General features: G+C 63.6%; 13 protein-coding genes and 2 pseudogenes. 1 reads left to right on the top strand and 14 read right to left on the bottom strand.

Going from position 1 to position 18,018, the window contains the following annotated elements; all coding sequences use genetic code 11:
• Window positions 1–89: 89 nt before the first annotated feature.
• From AB4Y43_RS39105 to AB4Y43_RS39045, 13 genes and pseudogenes are all read right to left on the bottom strand, one after another.
• A complete protein-coding gene (locus AB4Y43_RS39105) occupies window positions 90–1,082 on the bottom strand; it encodes a GlxA family transcriptional regulator (protein WP_368730186.1) in 993 nt (330 codons plus the stop codon).
• 44 nt (window positions 1,083–1,126) lie between these two features.
• Complete coding sequence (gene choW / locus AB4Y43_RS39100) at window positions 1,127–2,023, bottom strand: choline ABC transporter permease subunit (RefSeq protein WP_368684820.1); 897 nt, start codon at window positions 2,021–2,023, stop codon at window positions 1,127–1,129.
• Window positions 2,016–3,301 (bottom strand): annotated as a pseudogene (locus AB4Y43_RS39095) (glycine betaine/L-proline ABC transporter ATP-binding protein); the annotation flags it as partial. The gene choW and the pseudogene AB4Y43_RS39095, both read right to left, overlap by 8 nt.
• A 116-nt stretch (window positions 3,302–3,417) precedes the next feature.
• Window positions 3,418–4,278 carry a glycine betaine ABC transporter substrate-binding protein gene (locus tag AB4Y43_RS39090; RefSeq protein ID WP_368684819.1) on the bottom strand — a complete coding sequence of 287 codons (861 nt, stop codon included), beginning with the start codon at window positions 4,276–4,278 and terminating at the stop codon, window positions 3,418–3,420.
• 112 nt (window positions 4,279–4,390) lie between these two features.
• The gene (locus AB4Y43_RS39085) at window positions 4,391–5,536 is read right to left on the bottom strand and encodes an FAD-binding oxidoreductase (RefSeq protein ID WP_368730185.1); all 1,146 of its coding nucleotides are present in this window, start codon (window positions 5,534–5,536) and stop codon (window positions 4,391–4,393) included.
• A gap of 35 nt (window positions 5,537–5,571) precedes the next feature.
• A complete protein-coding gene (locus AB4Y43_RS39080; protein WP_368730184.1) occupies window positions 5,572–6,813 on the bottom strand; it encodes an aromatic ring-hydroxylating dioxygenase subunit alpha in 1,242 nt (413 codons plus the stop codon).
• A gap of 49 nt (window positions 6,814–6,862) precedes the next feature.
• Window positions 6,863–7,675, bottom strand: coding sequence for an electron transfer flavoprotein subunit beta/FixA family protein (locus AB4Y43_RS39075; protein WP_368730183.1), 813 nt, complete (start codon window positions 7,673–7,675; stop codon window positions 6,863–6,865).
• On the bottom strand, window positions 7,672–8,841 hold the full coding sequence (locus tag AB4Y43_RS39070) for an electron transfer flavoprotein subunit alpha/FixB family protein (RefSeq protein WP_368730182.1): 1,170 nt from the start codon (window positions 8,839–8,841) through the stop codon (window positions 7,672–7,674). Before AB4Y43_RS39070 ends, AB4Y43_RS39075 begins: the two co-directional genes overlap by 4 nt.
• 4 nt (window positions 8,842–8,845) lie before the next feature.
• Window positions 8,846–10,774: a (Fe-S)-binding protein gene (locus tag AB4Y43_RS39065; protein ID WP_368730181.1), complete on the bottom strand. Its 1,929-nt coding sequence runs from the start codon at window positions 10,772–10,774 to the stop codon at window positions 8,846–8,848.
• Window positions 10,775–10,777: 3 nt separating this feature from the next.
• Window positions 10,778–12,841, bottom strand: coding sequence for an FAD-dependent oxidoreductase (locus tag AB4Y43_RS39060; RefSeq protein WP_368730180.1), 2,064 nt, complete (start codon window positions 12,839–12,841; stop codon window positions 10,778–10,780).
• 64 nt (window positions 12,842–12,905) lie between these two features.
• Complete coding sequence (locus AB4Y43_RS39055) at window positions 12,906–13,439, bottom strand: DUF5943 domain-containing protein (protein WP_368730179.1); 534 nt, start codon at window positions 13,437–13,439, stop codon at window positions 12,906–12,908.
• 94 nt (window positions 13,440–13,533) lie between these two features.
• Window positions 13,534–14,505: a dipeptidase gene (locus AB4Y43_RS39050; protein WP_368730178.1), complete on the bottom strand. Its 972-nt coding sequence runs from the start codon at window positions 14,503–14,505 to the stop codon at window positions 13,534–13,536.
• Between the two features lie 50 nt (window positions 14,506–14,555).
• Window positions 14,556–15,839 (bottom strand): serine hydroxymethyltransferase, encoded by a 1,284-nt coding sequence (locus AB4Y43_RS39045; RefSeq protein WP_069267934.1) that lies wholly within the window; start codon window positions 15,837–15,839, stop codon window positions 14,556–14,558.
• 418 nt (window positions 15,840–16,257) lie between these two features.
• On the opposite strand from AB4Y43_RS39045, the gene AB4Y43_RS39040 reads away from it, so the two are divergent.
• Window positions 16,258–17,328, top strand: a complete 1,071-nt coding sequence (locus AB4Y43_RS39040) for a GlxA family transcriptional regulator (protein ID WP_368603690.1) — start codon at window positions 16,258–16,260, stop codon at window positions 17,326–17,328.
• Between the two features lie 530 nt (window positions 17,329–17,858).
• Here the strand turns inward: AB4Y43_RS39040 and AB4Y43_RS39035 are convergent.
• Window positions 17,859–18,018 (bottom strand): annotated as a pseudogene (locus AB4Y43_RS39035) (IS481 family transposase); the annotation flags it as partial.

Genomic DNA, 18,018 nt, shown 5'->3' with positions numbered 1-18,018 from the left:
GCAAAGAAAGTAGGTGCCGCCCCGCACAGGGGCAACGCCTGCATACCGCCGCGAAAACAAGGAAAGGCCAAAAAAACAAAAAAATCCGATCAATCAGCGCCGCGCCGCTCATGACTCGGCGCATGCCCAAACTGCACCCGATACGCCTTACTAAAATGGCAGGGTGAATTAAACCCACAAATAGCGGTCACACGAGAAATCGAAGTATCGGTAGTCCGCAACAGCTCTCGCGCGCGCTTCAGGCGCAACGTCAAGTAATAATGCGTCGGCGAAACGTTGAGATACGCCTTGAACATCCGCTGCAAATGCCGTTGCGAAAGCCGAACGAGCCGCGCGAGTTCCTCCAGCGACAGAGGCTCCTTGATATTAGCCTCCATCAACCGCACGACCTCCACCAACTCGGCACGCGAAAAACCCACACGCGCATCCACGGGAATAGGCTGCAGATCCGTCGAGCTGCGAATCCGCTCGAGAATGAACTGTTCGGACACCTTAGCGGCAAGACTCTGCCCAAGACTCGCACCAACGAGTTCGAGCATCAGATCAAGCGGCGCGGTGCCGCCCGTGCAAGTAAGGCGGTCGCGATCGACCACAAACAGCTCATCGGCGAAACGCACACGCGGAAACTGTTCATGCAGGACCGTAAGATCCTCCCAATGCACGGCGCAACGATAGCCATCCAGCAACCCGCTCGCCATCAGCGCATAAGCACCGGTGCAGATGCCGCCGAGCGGCACGCCCCGCTGCGCCACCATGGCGAGCGTGGCGCGCACGCCGTCGCTCATGATCTCGCGTATACGTATGCCGCCGCACACAATCAGCACGTCGGGCAGGCACGCCGGGTCGAGCGCCTGCGCGGGGCGCACGGTGATGCCGTTGCTTGCTCGGGCCGGTGCGCCATCGAGCGAGTAGATCGACCAGCGGTAATGGTCCGCGCGCCCCACGTAGTTCGCCATGCGCAGAACCTCGACCGCACTCGAAAACGCGATCATCGAGAAGTTCTGCAACGTCAGGAAACCGAAATGTCTGAGAGACGATGCCGTGCGCGTTTCGGGCTCGGGAACGGCGATGTCGATCGTCACATTGCGCTCCTCGGGAACGACGGTTGATCGTGTTATTTCAACGCTTACGCCTCTACGACTGCGGGACGCACTCGCATCAGTTGCTTCAGTCCGGAGAACAGCGGCGCTTTCACCGCGCCCGGCGCCCGGCCAAAGCTCTCCGTAATCCGGTCAAGGATGATGGCGAGCAGCACGACGGAAAGTCCGCTTTCGAAGCCGAGGCCAATATCCAGCCGCTGAATGCTTGCGAGCACGTCGTTGCCGAGACCGCCCGCGCCCACCATCGAAGCGATGATGACCATGGAAAGCGCCATCATGATGGTCTGGTTCACGCCCTGCATAATGGACGGCAGCGCGTTGGGAAACTGTACCTTGTACAGTAGTTGCCACGGCGTGCAACCGAACGCCTGCCCTGCTTCGACGATCTCGCGGTTCACGTGCTTGATGCCGAGACTCGTGAGGCGAACGGCAGGCGGCATGGCGAAGATCACCGTGGACAGAATGCCAGGCACGCGGCCGAGACCGAATAGCATCGCGGCGGGAATCAGATAGACGAAGGCCGGCATGGTCTGCATCAGGTCGAGGATGGGCCGCACGATCGTATGCACGACTTTGCTCTTCGCTGTCCAGATGCCAAGCGGAATGCCGATCACGAGGCTGATTACCGTCGACGAGAGCGTGAGGCCGAGCGTCACGACGGTCTGATCCCAAAAGCCGGTTGCGTAGATCAGCAATAGCGAGCAGGTGGCGAAGATCGCGAAGCGCCAGCCCACGCGCCACAGGCCGATTGCGATGAAGAACGCCATGAGCGCCCACATGGGAATGGCCTGCAAGCCGTGCTCGACGAACGCCGCGAAGCCCTCGATTGCCTTGCCGACGGCGTCGAAGCTGTTGGCGTCGTGGTCGAGCAGATAGTGAACCGACTGATCGACCCACTGGCCGACGGGAATGATCTCAGACATGGGCGGCACCTCGATTACGCGTAATGACCTTCAGCACGGCGGCCTGATCGATGGAGCCGCAATAGCGGCCCTCGTCGTCGACCACGGGCAGCGCCGTCGTGTTCGCACACACCCGCGAGACCACCTGCTCCAGCGGCGTGCCAAGCGTGATGCATTCGACTTTCTTCAGCGACGGCTGCGCGGCGCCGATCGCATCGCGCGTGACGCAACCGCTGATGCGGCGCTGGGCGTCCAGCACGAACGCATAGTCGGCGCTGCCGTTGAGCGACGAGGCCACGCTCTTCGCGTCGAGCGTGCGGATGACCGGCACGGCTTCGCGCTGCATGAGGTCGCCGGCGGTGAGGTAGCGGCTCGTGTCCACGCCGTCGAAGAACGCGCGCACATAATCATCGGCGGGGTTGCTGATGATTTCCTGCGGCGTGCCGATCTGCACGATGCGTCCGCCTTCCATGATCGCGATACGGCTGCCGATGCGCAGCGCCTCTTCGAGGTCGTGCGAAACGAACATGATCGTGCGGCGCTGCTCTTTCTGCAGTTGCAGCAGCACGTTCTGCATTTCCTTGCGCTTGAGCGGATCGAGCGCGGAGAATGCTTCGTCCATGATCATGAGCGAAGGATTCACCGCGAGCGCGCGAGCGAGGCCCACGCGCTGCTGCATGCCGCCAGAAAGCTCGGCGGGCAGCTTCTGCGCAAACGCCGCGAGGCCGACCTGTTCCAGCACGGCCAGCGCGCGCCGCTCGCGCTCCTTGCGGCCCACGCCCGCCACTTCGAGGCCGAACGCGGCATTCGCAAGCACACTGCGCTGCGGCATGAGCGCGAACGACTGGAACACCATGCTCATGTCGGTGCGGCGCAGCGAGACCAGCTCAGAGCGGCGCACGGCCGCGATATCGCGCCCGTCGATGACGACCTTGCCGGCGGTGGGTTCCACGAGCCGGTTGATGAGCCGGATCAGCGTGGACTTGCCCGAGCCGGACAGGCCCATCAGCACGAAAATCTCGCCCTCGTGCACCTCGAACGACGCATTGTTCACGCCGAGCACATAGCCGGTCTTCGCGAACAACTCGTCTTTCGTCGCGCCCTTCGCGAGCAGTTCACGGGCAAGCTTCGGGTTGGGCCCGAACACCTTGCATAATCCATCGACCACGATCTTGGGGGATTTCATCGACTCCGTCTCCTCGAACGGCAGGCGCCGGCCCGCACGGTATGTCTACATAGTTGCCAGAAAAATCCCTGCCGGGATGGCGAATTGCGACAGACGCTTGCGCAAAAGCGACACGGCGCCGCATCAGAAAGGTCACATGCTGCATGCGCACAATCGCACTGCGCGCGGCCCGTGATGGGCGCTGATCTGGCGGGGCCGCGGCGGGCCCCCTGCCGTTTTATTGCTGCGATTACTGCGTACCCGCCCAGGCATTCACACGGTCGCCATGCGCGGCGATCCACGTGTCGGCGGCTGCGTCGGGCTTTTCGCCGTTCTGGATCGCAAGCATCACGCTGTCGATCTCACCCGGCTTCCACTGGAAGTTCTTCAGGAACGTCACCACCTGCGGAGCCTTCTTCTCGAGCTCGGGGTTGGCCACGTTGTCCACGTGCTCGGCCGCGCCGTAGACGTTCTTCGGATCGTCGAGGAAGCGCAGCTTGTACTTGGCGAACATCCAGTGCGGCGTCCACCCCGTGACGATCACAGGCTTCTTCGTCCCCACCGAACGCGCCAGTTCGGCAGTCATCGCGCTGCCCGAGCTCGGCATCACGCTGTAGCTGAGGTCGTATTGCTTGACGGCCTCGTCGGTCTTGCGCATCACGCCCGCGCCGGCGTCGATGCCGACGATGCGACCGCCGAACGCCGACTTGTCCGCGTTCAGATCGGTAATGCTCTTCGCGCTCACGTAGTCGGGCACCACGAGGCCGATCTTCGCGCCCGTGAAATTCGTGCCGAGGTCGACCACCTTGTCCTTGAATTGCGCCCAGTACGCGCCCTGTGTGACGGGCAGCCAGGCGGAAAGCGTCGCGTCGAGGTCGCCACGCGCCACGCCTTGCCACATGATGCCCGCGGCCACCGGCACGAGTTGCACTTGATAGCCGTAGCGTTTCTCGATGATGCGTGCGGCCACGTTGGACGTCGCGACGCTGTCGTCCCAGCCTTCGACATAACCGATCTTCAAGGTCGGCTTGCCGTCGGCAAACGCCGGGGCGTTCAAGCTCACCATCGCCGATAACACACCGGTCCAAAAGAGTTTTCCAGCCAGCTTCATGGTCGATCTCCTGTGATATGGGCAAGCGCCCCGTGCCTATGCAGATTCGCCCGCCACAATCTGCCGCTAACGTCGATTTACGACGTGTTCTTGTCGTTGCGCGACGTGCGCGCTATTTGTCGACGACGAGGTCGGACAGCGGCTTCGAGCAGCACAGCAGCGCCATGCCCTGATCGATTTCGCGCTGGCGTATGCCGCCGCTGTGCTTCATCTCCACTTGCCCGGAAACGAGCTTGACCTTACAGGTTCCGCACATGCCCTGGCTGCACGACGAAGCGAGGCGCACGCCGGCCTGACGCGCAGCATCGAGCACGGTCTGTCGTGCACCGCATTGAATCTCGCGGTGGCTCTTCGCGAAGGTCACCGTGAAGCTGGCCGTTTCGACCGACGATTCCGCCGGGGGCTGTTCCACCGGCGCCTCGGCTTGCGCCGTAAGCGTTTCGAATGAAAAACTCTCTTCGTGATAGCGTTCGCGCGCAAAGCCCGCTTCGTCGAGCAGATCGCGCACGGCTTTCATGTAGGGCGCGGGCCCGCAGGTAAAGATTTCACGCTCCATGAAGTCCGGCGCAATCAACTTCAGCAGCGGCAGCGAGAGAAAGCCGGTCACGCCGGACCAGTCGGTGCGCGAACCTACCCTTTCACAGACGAACGACGTGCGGAAATTCGCGCGGCTCGAAGCGATCAGCTCCAGTTCGCGCGCGAAGATGATGTCGTCGGGCGTGCGGGCGCTATGCACGAAAACGATATCGCGGTCCTCCGCGAGATCGTGGTGCGCGCGGCTCATCGACATCAGCGGCGTGACGCCGGACCCTGCGGAAAGGAATAGATACTTCGGCGCGGGGTGACGCGCACAGGTGAATTCGCCGGCCGGTCCGAGCACGCGCAGCGACACGCCAGGCCGCAGGTTGTCGTGCAGCCAGTTCGACACCTTGCCGCCCGGCACGCGCTTGACCGTAATGGAAATGGTATGAGGCCGTGCGGGCGAAGACGAAATCGTATAGCACCGGTTGATGGCCTCGCCGTCGATCTCGAGTTCGAGCGTGAGGAACTGCCCCGGCTCGAACGAGAACGTGCGGCCCTGCGGCGAGCGCAGGAAAAAGCTCTTCACATCGTGCGTTTCCTGCCATACGTGGCAGCACACGAGGGTCTCCTCGACCTCGCTCGTCCATCGCTCGGGCAGCGCGCCCCAGAACGCCGGGCGCGTCACCCGGCTGTCGCTGGCGTCGAGTGGATTGAATTGGGCCGCGTCTCGCATCATGTCAAACTCCGCTCTCTTTGCTTTACGCGTGTGCGTTATGCGCCAATCTGCCTGGCGAGGCGGCCGATATACCAGGCCGAGAACTTTTCAACGAGCCCTTCTGTGTACGGCGAATATGGACCCGGTTCATACGCACTGCTCGTCGCGCCGCGCTGCGAGTACTCCACGAGCGTGCGGTCCTGGTTGTTGGTCGCGTTCCACACGGCGGTGAGGTTCTCCACGTCGTAATCGATGCCTTCGCGCGCGTCCTTGTGAACGAGCCAGCGCGTGCGCACGAGCGTTTCGCCGGCGGAAAGCGGAATCACGGAAAACGACACGATGTGATCGCTCATGAAGTGATGCCACGAATTCGGCTGCGTCCAGAACGAGAGGCCGCCGAGATCGGCCGTGCGGAATTCGCCGAGCAGCTTCTTCGAGGCGACCTTCGCGTCCAGCGTTTGGGACTCGCCGCAGCGGTCGAGCGGCAGGCGCTGCGTGCGAAAACCCGTGACATCCAGCAGCTTTTCGATTTCGACCGACGGCAGGTCCATCGCTTCCCACTGCTTCGCGCGCTCGTTGCAGGTGCGCTCGAATGCGTCCATGCCTTCGGCGTTGGCGTCCGTGCGTGCGTAGCCAAAGCCGTATTCATAGAGCGAAATCGTCAGCTCGGGATGATTCGCGACGCAGTGATAGCACTCGCGATTGTTTTCCATCACGAGCTTCCAGTTGCCCTTCTCGATGATGTCCACTTGCGCGGCGACCTTGCAGCTAGCCAGGTCGTGCGGCAGCAAATACGGCTCCATCTCGGCGCGCATCGCCGCGAAGTCGGCGGGCGGCTCTTCGGCGAGACACACGAAGATCAGGCCCGCGAGATTTTCCACATGCACGTTCTTGAGACTATGCTTGCAGCGGTCGAACTGCTCGCCCATGTGCTCCGCGAACATCAGCGCGCCCGTGAGGTTGTAGGTCCAGCTGTGATACGGGCACACGATATTGCCCACCGACCCCTTCTCTTCGTTACACAGCCGCGCGCCGCGGTGGCGGCAGACGTTGTGGAACGCGCGTACCTCCATGTCGTCGTCGCGCACGATCAGGATCGAGTCGCCCGCCAGATCGACGGTCACGTAGTCGCCCGGTTCGGGAATTTCCGCTTCCGTGGCGACCTCGATCCAGTGTTGCCGGAAAATCGTCTCCATATCGAGCGCAAAAATCTCCTCGCTCAGGTAGAAAGGCGCCTCCAGGCTGTAACCCGCCTGGCGGCGCTCGATCAGCGCGCGAATCTCTGCCGTTACTTTCATGTGTGCTCCGGATTTTTCATCCCAGTTCGTTGCCGACAGGCCAGCAAAATCAGTAATCGATGAGTTGATGCTCCCGCAAATACGCGAGGATCACTTGTGCTTTTTCGACCGAACTCCCTTCAATTACGACGTTGCCGCCCCGGCTTTCGGTTGTGGTCGCCGAAAGCATGCGCGCGTGGCCGGAGCGTTTTTCCGCCGCGGCAAGCCGCACGGGCTTACGCTCGATCGGGCCAACCGTCCATGCGGAAGCTTCAGTCGATTCGGCTGCGCTGACGCGCGTTGCGCTCGCGGGCCGCACCGCGCCCGCGCGCAGCCGCGCATAGGCGTACCGGGGCTGGGCATTCGCGAGCGGATGCACGGCGATCACCGCGGGCAGCGCCGTCTGCACGCGGCGCCGCAGACCTTTGGGCAGAAACTGACGCACCACGGCGGCGCGCGTCGTGACGTCGACGTCGATATCCACCGCGCCGCCCACGATCGGCACGCCCAGCGCAGCCGCCACACCGTACGGCAGCATGCCGCTGTCGTGCGCGCCCTCGGCGCGCGTGCCGGTCAGCACGAGGTCGTAGCCGCGCACGCGCTCGGCGAGCACCCGTGCCGCGTCGCCGGAAGGCGTGCAGGCCAGCACCTCCACTTCGTGCGCGCCCAGCGCGAGGTATTCGGCGAGCGCGGGATCGGCGGCGTCGCCTGCGTGCAGCACGTCGAGACGCGCGCGATGCCGCTCGGCCAGCGTGCGCGCGAGGTCGAGCGCGAGCGCGTCGTTGCGGCTGTATCGGGGCGCCCCGCTCACGGGGTGGCGTCCCACCGAAACGAGTACCGCAATGCGCTCGATTCCACCTTGAGGATCATGGCGTGCGTTCATGCGGCGACTCCTGCAGAATGCGTTTCGTCACGGTTGGCGCTCGCCTCGCCACGCTTTGCGCGTGCTGCTTGCACCTGCTCGATCAGCGCGGCGATCGTGCCCTGCGCGTCGCCGACCACGGTCAAGTTGGCGCGCTTCGCTATCGGCGCGCTGCCGTCGAGATTCACGGCAATCACATGGCGGCAGTCCTTGATGCCCTGCAAGTGCTGCACGGCGCCCGAAATGCCGAACGCGATATACACGCTCGCCTCGACCGTCTTGCCCGTTGCGCCGACCTGTTTGTCGCGCGTGAAGTGACCGTTGTCCACCGCCACGCGGCTCGCGCCGATCGCCGCGCCGAACGCGCCCGCGAGCAGACCGAACGCGGCGATGTCGGTCACGCCGTTGCCCGCCGAGACGATGAAATCGGCTTCTTCGAGTGCGACCTGGGCGGCGTCGATGGATTCGAGCCCGAGGTCCTTGTATGGCGACGCGAGGTCGGTAGCCGGCCGGATGAAATCGCCCGCGAGGCGTTCGCCGGCGCCGACGAAAGGCAGTTTCGCCTCGACGGCGTTCGGCGCGAGCAGGATCACTTCCGGCAGCGAGCGTGCGGCCCACGCGCGCTTCGCCTGCTCATACACGCCCACATGCTTCGCATCGATCTCGACCACGTGAGTTGCCACGCTCGCACCCGCGGCGGCCGCATAGCGGCGGCCGAGGTCGCCGTCGCCGCTGGCGTTGTCCGGCAGGAACACGTGCTTCGGCGCGAGCGCCGCCGCGCAGGCCTGCAGCGCACGCAACGCACTCTCCGGCGCGAAGGTGCGGCGCTCGAAGCCAGGCAGTTCGATCAGCTTGTCCACGCCGAGCGCCCCGGCATCGTGCTTCAGCTCGCCGAACACGAGCAGCGCGACTTCGGTATGCGCATCGGCCAGCAGCGCGGTGGCGGCAATGGCCTGGCACGCGTGATCGTCGAGCGCGCCGCGTTCGGCGTGCGCAACGACGAGCAGAACATGATCGGGATGACTCACCACGCGGCGTGGCTTCGCTGCGCTCGCGTGCGCGTGCTGCGCGAGCCACTGCGCATCGCTCGTGTCGGCGCTGCCGGCTTCGCCCAGCGTGATGCGCTTGAGGCCCGCAGCCGTAATGACGAAGGGGCGGCGCGGATCGATTCGTTTGAGGGTATTCATCGATTCACTCCAGCGAGGCGGCGACGAGTTCGGCCACGTCGAGCACGTCGGGGCGCGGACCCACGACGCCTTCGAGCATCGCCGTGCACTGCGGGCAGCCCACGGCGACGACTTCGGCATTGACGGCGCGCGCGTCGGCGATGCGGATGTCGGGAATGCGCTGCTTGCCGGGGATATCGGTGAGCGGCGCGCCGCCGCCACCGCCACAGCAGCGTGCTCGCATGCCGTGGCGCTCCATCTCCACGACCTTGATGCCAATGGTCTTGAGCAGCTTGCGCGGCGCTTCGGTCTCGCCGTTGTAGCGGCCGAGGTAGCAGGGATCGTGATACGTCGTGCGCTTTTCCGCGAGCGCCTGCACGGCCTTGGGCGCGATGCGTCCGGTCGCGGCGAGTTCCGCGAGGTAGGTCGTGTGATGCAGCACTTCGTAACGCCCGCCAAACGCGCGGTACTCGTTGCGCAGGCTATGCATGACGTGCGGGTCAGCCGTGACGATGCGCGCAAAGTCCAGCGAGGCGAGCGTCGTCATCATTTGCTTCGCCATCTGCTGGAATGTGGCTTCGTCGCCGAGGCGACGTGCCACGTCGCCTGTGTCGGTTTCCCGCACGCCCAGCACCGCGTAGTTCACGCCCGCCTTGTTGAGGACCTTCACTAGTGCGCGCAGCGTGCGCTGATAGCGCATGTCGAATGCACCCTCGCCCGCCACCACGAGGACGTCCACGCGCTTGCCCGGTTGCGCCACGGGCGCGTTGAGATCGACCGACCAGTCGTAGCGCGCGGCCTTGTCGTAGCCGCCTGCCGTGCCCGTTTCGCGCAGATTGGCAAGCACCTCAGGTCCTTTGCCCGGTACCTCGCCGTGCACCAGCGTCTGGTTGCGGCGCATATCGACGATGGCGTCCACGTGCTCGATCAGCATCGGGCACTCCTGTACGCAGGCGCGGCAGGTCGTGCAGGACCACAGCGTTTGCGCTTCGATCAGGCCTGAAACGATCGGGGCATTCGGCGCGCCGGCATGCTGGCCGACCTTGATGCCGGGCGTGGGGCTGCCTGCATAGGCCGCATCGGTGCCGCCCGCCATGCCCACCACGAGATCCTGAATCAGCTTCTTGGGGTTGAGCGGCTGGCCCGAGGCGAACGCGGGGCACGCGGCCTCGCATTTGCCGCACTGCACGCAGGCGTCGAAGCTCAGCAACTGGTTCCAGCGAAACTCGACGGGTTTCGCCACGCCGTATTCCTGCTTCTCTTCGATGTCGGGGAGCTTCAGCGCCGTGGGCGGCGTGGCCGTGCCGTTGCCGGTCCAGCCGTCGCGCGTGGCCGAAAAACGCTCCTGGCGTGGATGGAACGCGAGGTGCAACAGCCCCGCCACGGCATGCTTCATCGGGCCGCCGCGCGCCGCGCCGAACGTCATCGCGAACGCGCCCACGGCGATCAGCACCGCGCAGAGCACCGCGAAGCCGCCCGACATGGCGCCCGCCGGTACGACCGTGAAGAGCGCCACGCCCAGCGCGAACGAACCGAGCAGCCACGGCAGCGTATTCCAGGGCCCGCGCGAGAGGCGCGCCGGCACCTCCCTCGCGTGACGGCGGCGCCACACGAACACCACGCCGATCAGCATGGCGAGGGCCGCGAGAAAAACCAGTTTGTCGAGCCATGGCGAATAGAGCGCGAAACCGTAGTTGATGAACACAAGCGCGAGCGCCGCGATGGCGCCGCCCGCGGTGGCGACGTGCGTCCTGGCGATGTACGGGTCGCGCGCCACCACGTGGTGCAGATCGACGAAATAACGTTTCGGGATACTGAACAGCTTGCCGACGCCGACGGAGCCAGGCGCGGCGGCACGCCCCATCCGCCAGAAAGCGGCCCGCTTCGCGACCGCGAATGCGAGCCCCGCCATCGACACCCACAGCAGCGCGGTAATGAGCCAGGTCGGATTCATGGTTCAGAAGTCCTTGGCGAGCCGCAGCGCGTCGTAGATCGCGCCGTGAATGTTGTGCAGGGAGATGCAGTCGCCCACGCGGAACAGCAGGAAGCGGCCATTGCCGAGTTCTTCCGAAAGGCACGGCTGCGCCTCGGCCGCGAAGAGCTTGTGCACGTCCACCTGGCCGCGGTTGACCGATTCGGGCTTGAGCTTCCAGTACAGGGCGTCGTTGGGCGTGCTGCCGTTTTCGATCACCACCTGATCGACGGCGCGCTCTTCCTGTTCCTCCGTGTACTCGTTGCGCAGCACGGCGATCTTCTTGCCGTCTTCTTCGTACACACGGTCGAGCCAGTAATTCGGCGTGTGAATCACGCCTTGCGCATAGAGGCGGCGATAGAAGATCGGGAACGTGGTGCCGCCCACGTCGTCGGCGACCTTCACGTCCGGCGTCACGATCTCGACCTTCGAGCCGCGGCTCGAAATGAAATCGGCGACGCCTGCGCCCGCATGCGTGCTCACGCCGTCGTAGACGAGCACGTTTTGCTTCGGCTCGACCTTGCCGCTGAGGATGTCCCACGCGCTCACGGCGAACCCCTCTTCCACGCCCCAGGCCGGAACCTGCTGCGTGAAGCTCGACCCGCCCGTGGCGAGCACGATGATGTCGGGCTTTTCCGCGAGAATGGTTTTCTCGTCGGCCGTCACGCCAAGGCGACGATCCACGCCCAGGCGTTTCGTCTCCATGTCGAACCAGCGCACGATGCCCGCCATCTGCTCGCGCTGCGGCGCTTTCGCAGCGAGCAGAATCTGGCCGCCCACGGCCTCGTTCTTCTCGAACAGCACGACATCATGGCCGCGCAGCCGCGCCACGCGTGCGGCCTCGAGGCCCGCCGGGCCCGCGCCGACCACCACGACCTTGCGCTTCGGGCCACGCGATTTTTCGATCACGTGCGGCATGGTCGCTTCGCGCGACGTTGCCGCGTTCTGCACGCACAGCACGTCGAGCCCGTTGTACTGGCGGTCGATGCAATAGTTCGCGCCCACGCACTGCTTGATCTCGTCTTCGCGGCCGTCGCGAATCTTGATGACCATGTGCGGGTCGGCGATCTGCGCGCGCGTCATGCCCACGAGATCGACCATGCCGCTCGCGAGCAGACGCTCGGCCTGGCCCGCGTCGCGAATGCTCTGCGCATGCATGACCGGCAGCTTGACCACCGACTTGATGCCCGCCGCGAGATGCACGAACGGCTCCGGCGGCAGCGCCATAGGCGGCATGCAGTTCGCGAGCGTGTTGTGCGTATCCGCGCCTGAGCCGATCACGCCGAGATAATCGATGAGACCCGTTTCCGACATCGCCTGCGCGATTTCCTTGAGCTGCTCGTGATCGAGGCCGTCTTCGTGGAATTCGTCGCCGCACATGCGCAGGCCGACGCAAAAGTCCTTGCCCACCGCTTCACGCACGGCCTTGAGTACTTCCACGCCGAAACGCAGACGGTTTTCGAGCGAGCCGCCCCATTCGTCGGTGCGGAAGTTCGTGCGGGGGCTCCAGAACTGGTCGATCAGATGCTGGTGCGCGGCGGAGATTTCGATGCCGTCCATGCCGGCGTCCTTCACGCGCTTGGCAGCCGCCGCGAAGTCGCCGATGATGCGGCGGATCTCCTCCACCTCGATGATCTTCGCGTTGCCGCGGTGCACGGGCTCGCGTACACCCGAAGGCGACATCAAATGCGGCCAATGCTCGCCGTGAAAGGCGGAGCGGCGGCCCATGTGGGTGGCCTGGATCATGATCTTCGCGCCATGGCGGTGCATGGCCTCGGCCAGACGCGCGAGCGGATCGATGATCTTGTCGGTGGCGAGATTCACCGACTTCCACCAGCCCTGCGGGCTGTCGATCGACACCGGGCTCGACCCGCCGCATACGGCCATGCCCACGCCCCCCTTGGCTTTTTCTTCGTAATAGCGGATATAGCGGTCGCCCGGCAGGCCGCCCGGCTCCGCATAGACCTCGGCGTGGGCCGTGCTGACGATGCGGTTGCGCAGCGTGAGCTGATTGAGAGTCAAGGGTTTGAACAGATTCGGGTAGCGCATCGCAGACGACCTCTGGCGTTCGAGTCTTTCGGTGTGACCTGTATTGCGGGGGGCGCGCGGCCGTTCAGGCGGCGATCGGCGAGACTTCGAATACGCAGTGCGCGTGGCCTTCGGCGGCGCATTGCACTTCTTTCGATTGCGAACGCGGCGCGTTCTTTCCGCCTTCCGTCGTGTCGTTCACCCAGTCCATCGCGCCCGCGAACCAGCCCGCGAACATGTAGCAAAGCTTGCCTTCCTTGCCCGGTTGCGCCAGCACGAACGACGAATGACGCAATTCGATCTTCGCGCGCGCGGTGGCCGGGTCGGCTTCGCGTATCGTGAAGAGGCCCCAGCCGCGCTGCGAAAGACGCTTCAGGTAATGTTCGAACACGGCCATGCCGGCAATGCCGTGCTTTTCGGCTTCCTTCGCGCACCAGTGATACGCCGACTTGTAGCCGGCCTTGTAGAGAATCTCGGCGTACGCATCGCGGCCAAGCGCCTCTTCCACGGCTGTGTGGTTGTTGGTGAAGAAGTGACGCGGCACGTACAGCATCGGCAGCGCGTCTGTGGTCCAGACACCGGTGGCAGGATCGACATCGATCGGCAGTTGCGGTTGCATTTCGTGGGGCTCCAATGACTCAACGAGCGTTTTTTAGTTAGGGTTTCTTATTGGTAATGATGGCCTTTCCATGCTGCACGGTCAGGCCGGGCGATCAACCGCCCCAGACTTCGCCGAACACGCGCATCCAGTTCTCGCCCATGACCTTCTTGATGCGCGTCTCGTTCCAGCCGGCTTTTTGCATCGCGGCGGTGAGATTCGGAAATTCGCCGATCGTGCGGATGCCTTCCGGGTTCACAACCTTGCCGAAATTCGTGAGGCGGCGATAACGGCCCTTGTCGTGCGTGATCCAGTCGAAGAATTCGGTGCTGTAGCCTTGCGTGAAATCCGTGCCGATGCCTACGCGGTCTTCGCCGATCAGATCGACCACGTATTCGATCGCTTCGAGATAATCCTCGACGGTCGAATCCGGGCCTTTCTTGAGGAACGGTGCGAACATCGTCACGCCCACGAAGCCGTTCGCGTCGGCAATCTCCTTCAACTGCTCGTCGGTCTTGTTGCGCGGGTGCTCCTTGAGACCCGACGGACAGCAGTGCGAATACGTCACCGGCTTCTTCGAGCACGCGATCGCATCCGACGACGTCTTGCCGCCCACGTGCGAAAGATCCACGAGAATCCCCACGCGGTTCATTTCCTGGATCACTTCGCGCCCGTAGCCGGAGAGGCCGCCGTCCGGCTCATAGCAGCCGGTGCCGACCAGGTTCTGCGTGTTGTAGCAAAGTTGCACGACGTTCACGCCGAGTTCCTTGAACACCTCGATATAGCCGAGGTTGTCCTCGAACGCATACGAGTTCTGGAAGCCGAAGATGATGCCGGTCTTGTTCTCTTTCTTCGCATGCAGAATGTCGTCGGTCGTGCGCACGAGCGTGAGGATCTCGCTGTACTCGCGAATCTGCTGCTTCATCTGCGCGATGTTGTCCACGGTCTTCTGGAAGTCCTCCCAGACGGAAACCGTGCAGTTGACGGCGGTGACGCCGCCCTTGCGCATGTCTTCGAACACCGAGCGTTCGAACTTCGAAATGTTCAGGCCGTCGATGATGATGCTGTTGTCGTGCAGAGTGCTCATTAGCCGCTCCGAAACTCGCGAATGGAATTGAAAGGCGGTGGTGTGAAGAATCAGGCTTGCGTATAGATCGGGAAGCGTTCGCACAGCGCGAAGATCTCGCGGCGCACGCGCTGCTCCGTGGCGGCGTCGCCTTCGGGATGCGTGCGCAGTGCGTCGAACACTTCGAGAATCAGTCGCCCGATCTCGCGGAATTCGTCCACGCCGAAACCGCGCGTCGTACCCGCGGGCGTGCCGAGGCGAATGCCCGAAGTCACCGTGGGCTTTTCGGCGTCGAACGGAATGCCGTTCTTGTTGCAGGTGATGCCGGCGCGCTCCAGCGCCTGCTCGACCTGATTGCCCTTGAGGCCCTTGGGCCGCAGATCTACTAGCAGCAGATGGTTGTCGGTGCCGCCCGTGACGAGGTCGACACCGCCAGCCTTCAGCACCTCGCCCAGCGCCTTCGCATTGGCGAGCACGCTGTCGATATAGGTCTTGAAGCTGGCTTCGAGCGCTTCGCCGAACGCCACCGCCTTGCCCGCGATCACGTGCATGAGCGGGCCGCCCTGCAGGCCGGGAAACACGGCCGAGTTGATCTTCTTCGCGATCTCCTCGTCGTTGGTCAGCACGAAGCCGCCACGCGGGCCGCGCAGTGTCTTGTGCGTGGTGGAGGTGACGACGTGCGCGTGCTCGACGGGGTTCTGATGGCGTCCTGCCGCGATGATGCCCGCGATATGCGCCATATCCACCATCAGCTTCGCGCCGACCGAATCGGCAATGGCGCGAAAGCGCGCGAAGTCGAGTGCGCGCGGGTATGCGGAAAAGCCCGCGATGATGAGGCTGGGTTTGTGCTGCTGCGCGAGTTCTTCGACCTGGTCGTAGTCAATCAGCATGGTTTCGCGGTTCACGCCGTACTGCACGGCGTTGAACCACTTGCCGGAAAGCGCCGGCCTGGCGCCGTGCGTCAGGTGGCCGCCCGCGTCGAGCGACATGCCGAGCACCGTATCGCCCGGCTTGGCGAGCGCGAGCATGACCGAGCCGTTGGCCTGCGCGCCCGAATGCGGCTGCACGTTGGCGAAGCCGGCGTTGAACAGTTGCTTGATGCGGCTGATGGCAAGCGCTTCCACCTCGTCGGCGAATTCGCAGCCGCCGTAATAACGCTTGCCCGGATAACCTTCCGCGTACTTGTTGGTCAGCACCGAGCCTTGGGCCTCGAGCACGGCGCGCGACACGATGTTTTCCGACGCGATCATTTCGACCTGCGACTGCTGCCGCTCGAGTTCTTTCAGGATGCTGCTGCGGATTGCCGAATCGCGCTGCGCCAGCGTTTGCGAGAAGAAAGGTTGAGTGTTCGACATAGGGCTTCCGTGACGATGAATGAAGGACTTCCTGCAAGGCTGGAGGCCCCGTCGCGACTGGCTTGAGAGCGGCTTTGAACCCGCTTGACCGGCTGGGGACCGACGGTTCTATTCTTGTCGTTCGAATTGGCGCTCAACGTCGAAATTCAGACGCGTTCTTTTCCTTTTCCGCCATTCGCGTCCATTTTTCACAAGTGGCTACGTTAGAGCGCCCGCTAACGGTGCGCCCGTGCCCCATGTTTCCCAATCCAGATTATTTATCGTGCATCGCAGTGCACCAATCCCGCACTCTCGTCCTATTTCCCGCGTCCGGCTTTATTGACCAGATGACTCAGGGTTTTGCCGCATGGCACACTGGACCCGCCAAATTCGAAAATTGCGGTAGCGTAGCCGGCCCCCCGGGCCTCACCGGGCCTCCATTGGGCATCAGGCTACCGATCACAAGGAATCGTCCCCCATGCTGCCGGATCGCACAGCGTCGTTAGCGCACTTCGCGTTCATGCCGCTGCCCGACTTCACGATGATCGCGTTCACGAACGCCATCGAAGTTCTTCGTATGGCTAACTACCTGAGCGGACAGCCGCTTTACAGGTGGTCGATCATCAGCCCGGAGGGCGGCCCGGTCGCGTCGAGCAACGGGCTTTCCATCGACACCGGCCCGGCAGAATGCGTGGGGCAACCCGATATCGTGTTCGTCTGCGGCGGCATCGACGTGCAGCGGGCCACCACGCCCGGCCATCTCGCTGCGCTGCGCCGCTTTGCGCGCATGGGTGTTGCGCTGGGCAGCCTTTGCACGGGTACCTATGCGCTGGCGAAGTCTGGGTTGCTGGCTGGGTATGCTTGCGCGATCCATTGGGAGAACATGTCGGCGCTGAAGGAGGAGTTTCCTTCGACGCGTTTTCTCAAGGAGCTCTTCGTCATCGACCGCGACCGCGTGACGTGCACCGGCGGCGTCGCGCCGCTCGACATGATGCTGCATCTCATCACGGCACGTGTGGGCACTGCTCGCGTGACGCAGATCGCCGAGCAGTTCGTTGTCGAGCATGTGCGCGATACGTCTGCCCAGCAGCGCATGCCGCTCGTCGCGCGGCTCGGGTCCGCGAACAAGTCGCTCTTCGAGGTCATCTCTCTTATGGAGAACAATATCGAAGAGCCGCTTTCACGTGAAGAGCTGGCGCGGCTTGCGAATATGTCACAGCGGCAGTTGCAGCGGCTCTTTCACGAGCATCTTGGCATGACGCCTACGCATTACTATTTAACGCTGCGCTTGCGGCGCGCGCGTGAGCTGCTGCTGCAGACCGATATGTCGATCATGCAGATTACGATGGCCTGTGGGTTTCAGTCGGCTTGTCACTTTAGCAAGAGCTATCGGGATGCTTTTGGGAGTGCGCCTACTGGGGAGCGGAGGAAGCGGATTGCACCGCTTTCTGGTGCTGATTCGCCTGTGGCGGCGGCTGTTGTTGGGCCTTCGCCTGTTGTTCATATTTGAAACTTGTTTTCGCGTCGGTCTGCATGCGTTGCCCCTGTGCGGGGCGGCACCTACTTTCTTTGCGGCGGCAAAGAAAGTAGGCAAAGAAAGCCGCTCAAACCGCCAGCGCCTGCCACGGTTCACATCTCGCCGTACATGGTGAATGGCTCCGGAGCGTCTGTCACCACTCGCCCCAAAACGGAGTGACAAGGCGCTCATCCTTCCGGCGGCGCTGCGCGCGCCGAAGGGCATAACCCAACACCGGTGGGGCACATGAGTTCTCGCGAATGCTCATGCGTGCCCGCTGGTTTCCCATGCAGACCCCACCGCAGCGCGCGAAGCGAGCAGCGGGATGAATGAGCGCCTTGTCACTAACTTAGGTGGTGCGAGGCGACAGACGCTCCGGAGCCATTCACCATGTACGGCGAGATGTGAACTGTGGCAGGCACTGGCGGTTTGAGCGGCTTTCTTTGCCTACTTTCTTTGCCGCCGTGTATGGACCGGAGACATGGGTAACAGGTGTGCGGGGACATGGGTAACACATGATCCGCTCATTCGGGATGGTCCAGGTTGATGGTTCCGAGATGATGATGCAGGAAAAACAGGTCATAGCGGTTGCCGCTTCCTGCGCTGGGGCGCACCGCAACCGGCAGCTTGTGCAGCGCACTTGAAACCTTGAAACAGCGGCACCGGAAACGGAGTTCTCCATTC

This window comes from Paraburkholderia sp. BR10872 (genome assembly GCF_040965835.1).
Taxonomy (GTDB): Bacteria; Pseudomonadota; Gammaproteobacteria; order Burkholderiales; family Burkholderiaceae; genus Paraburkholderia; species Paraburkholderia nodosa_A.
Note: the sequence above shows the minus strand (reverse complement) of the source record. Positions and strands in the feature narration are given on the sequence as shown.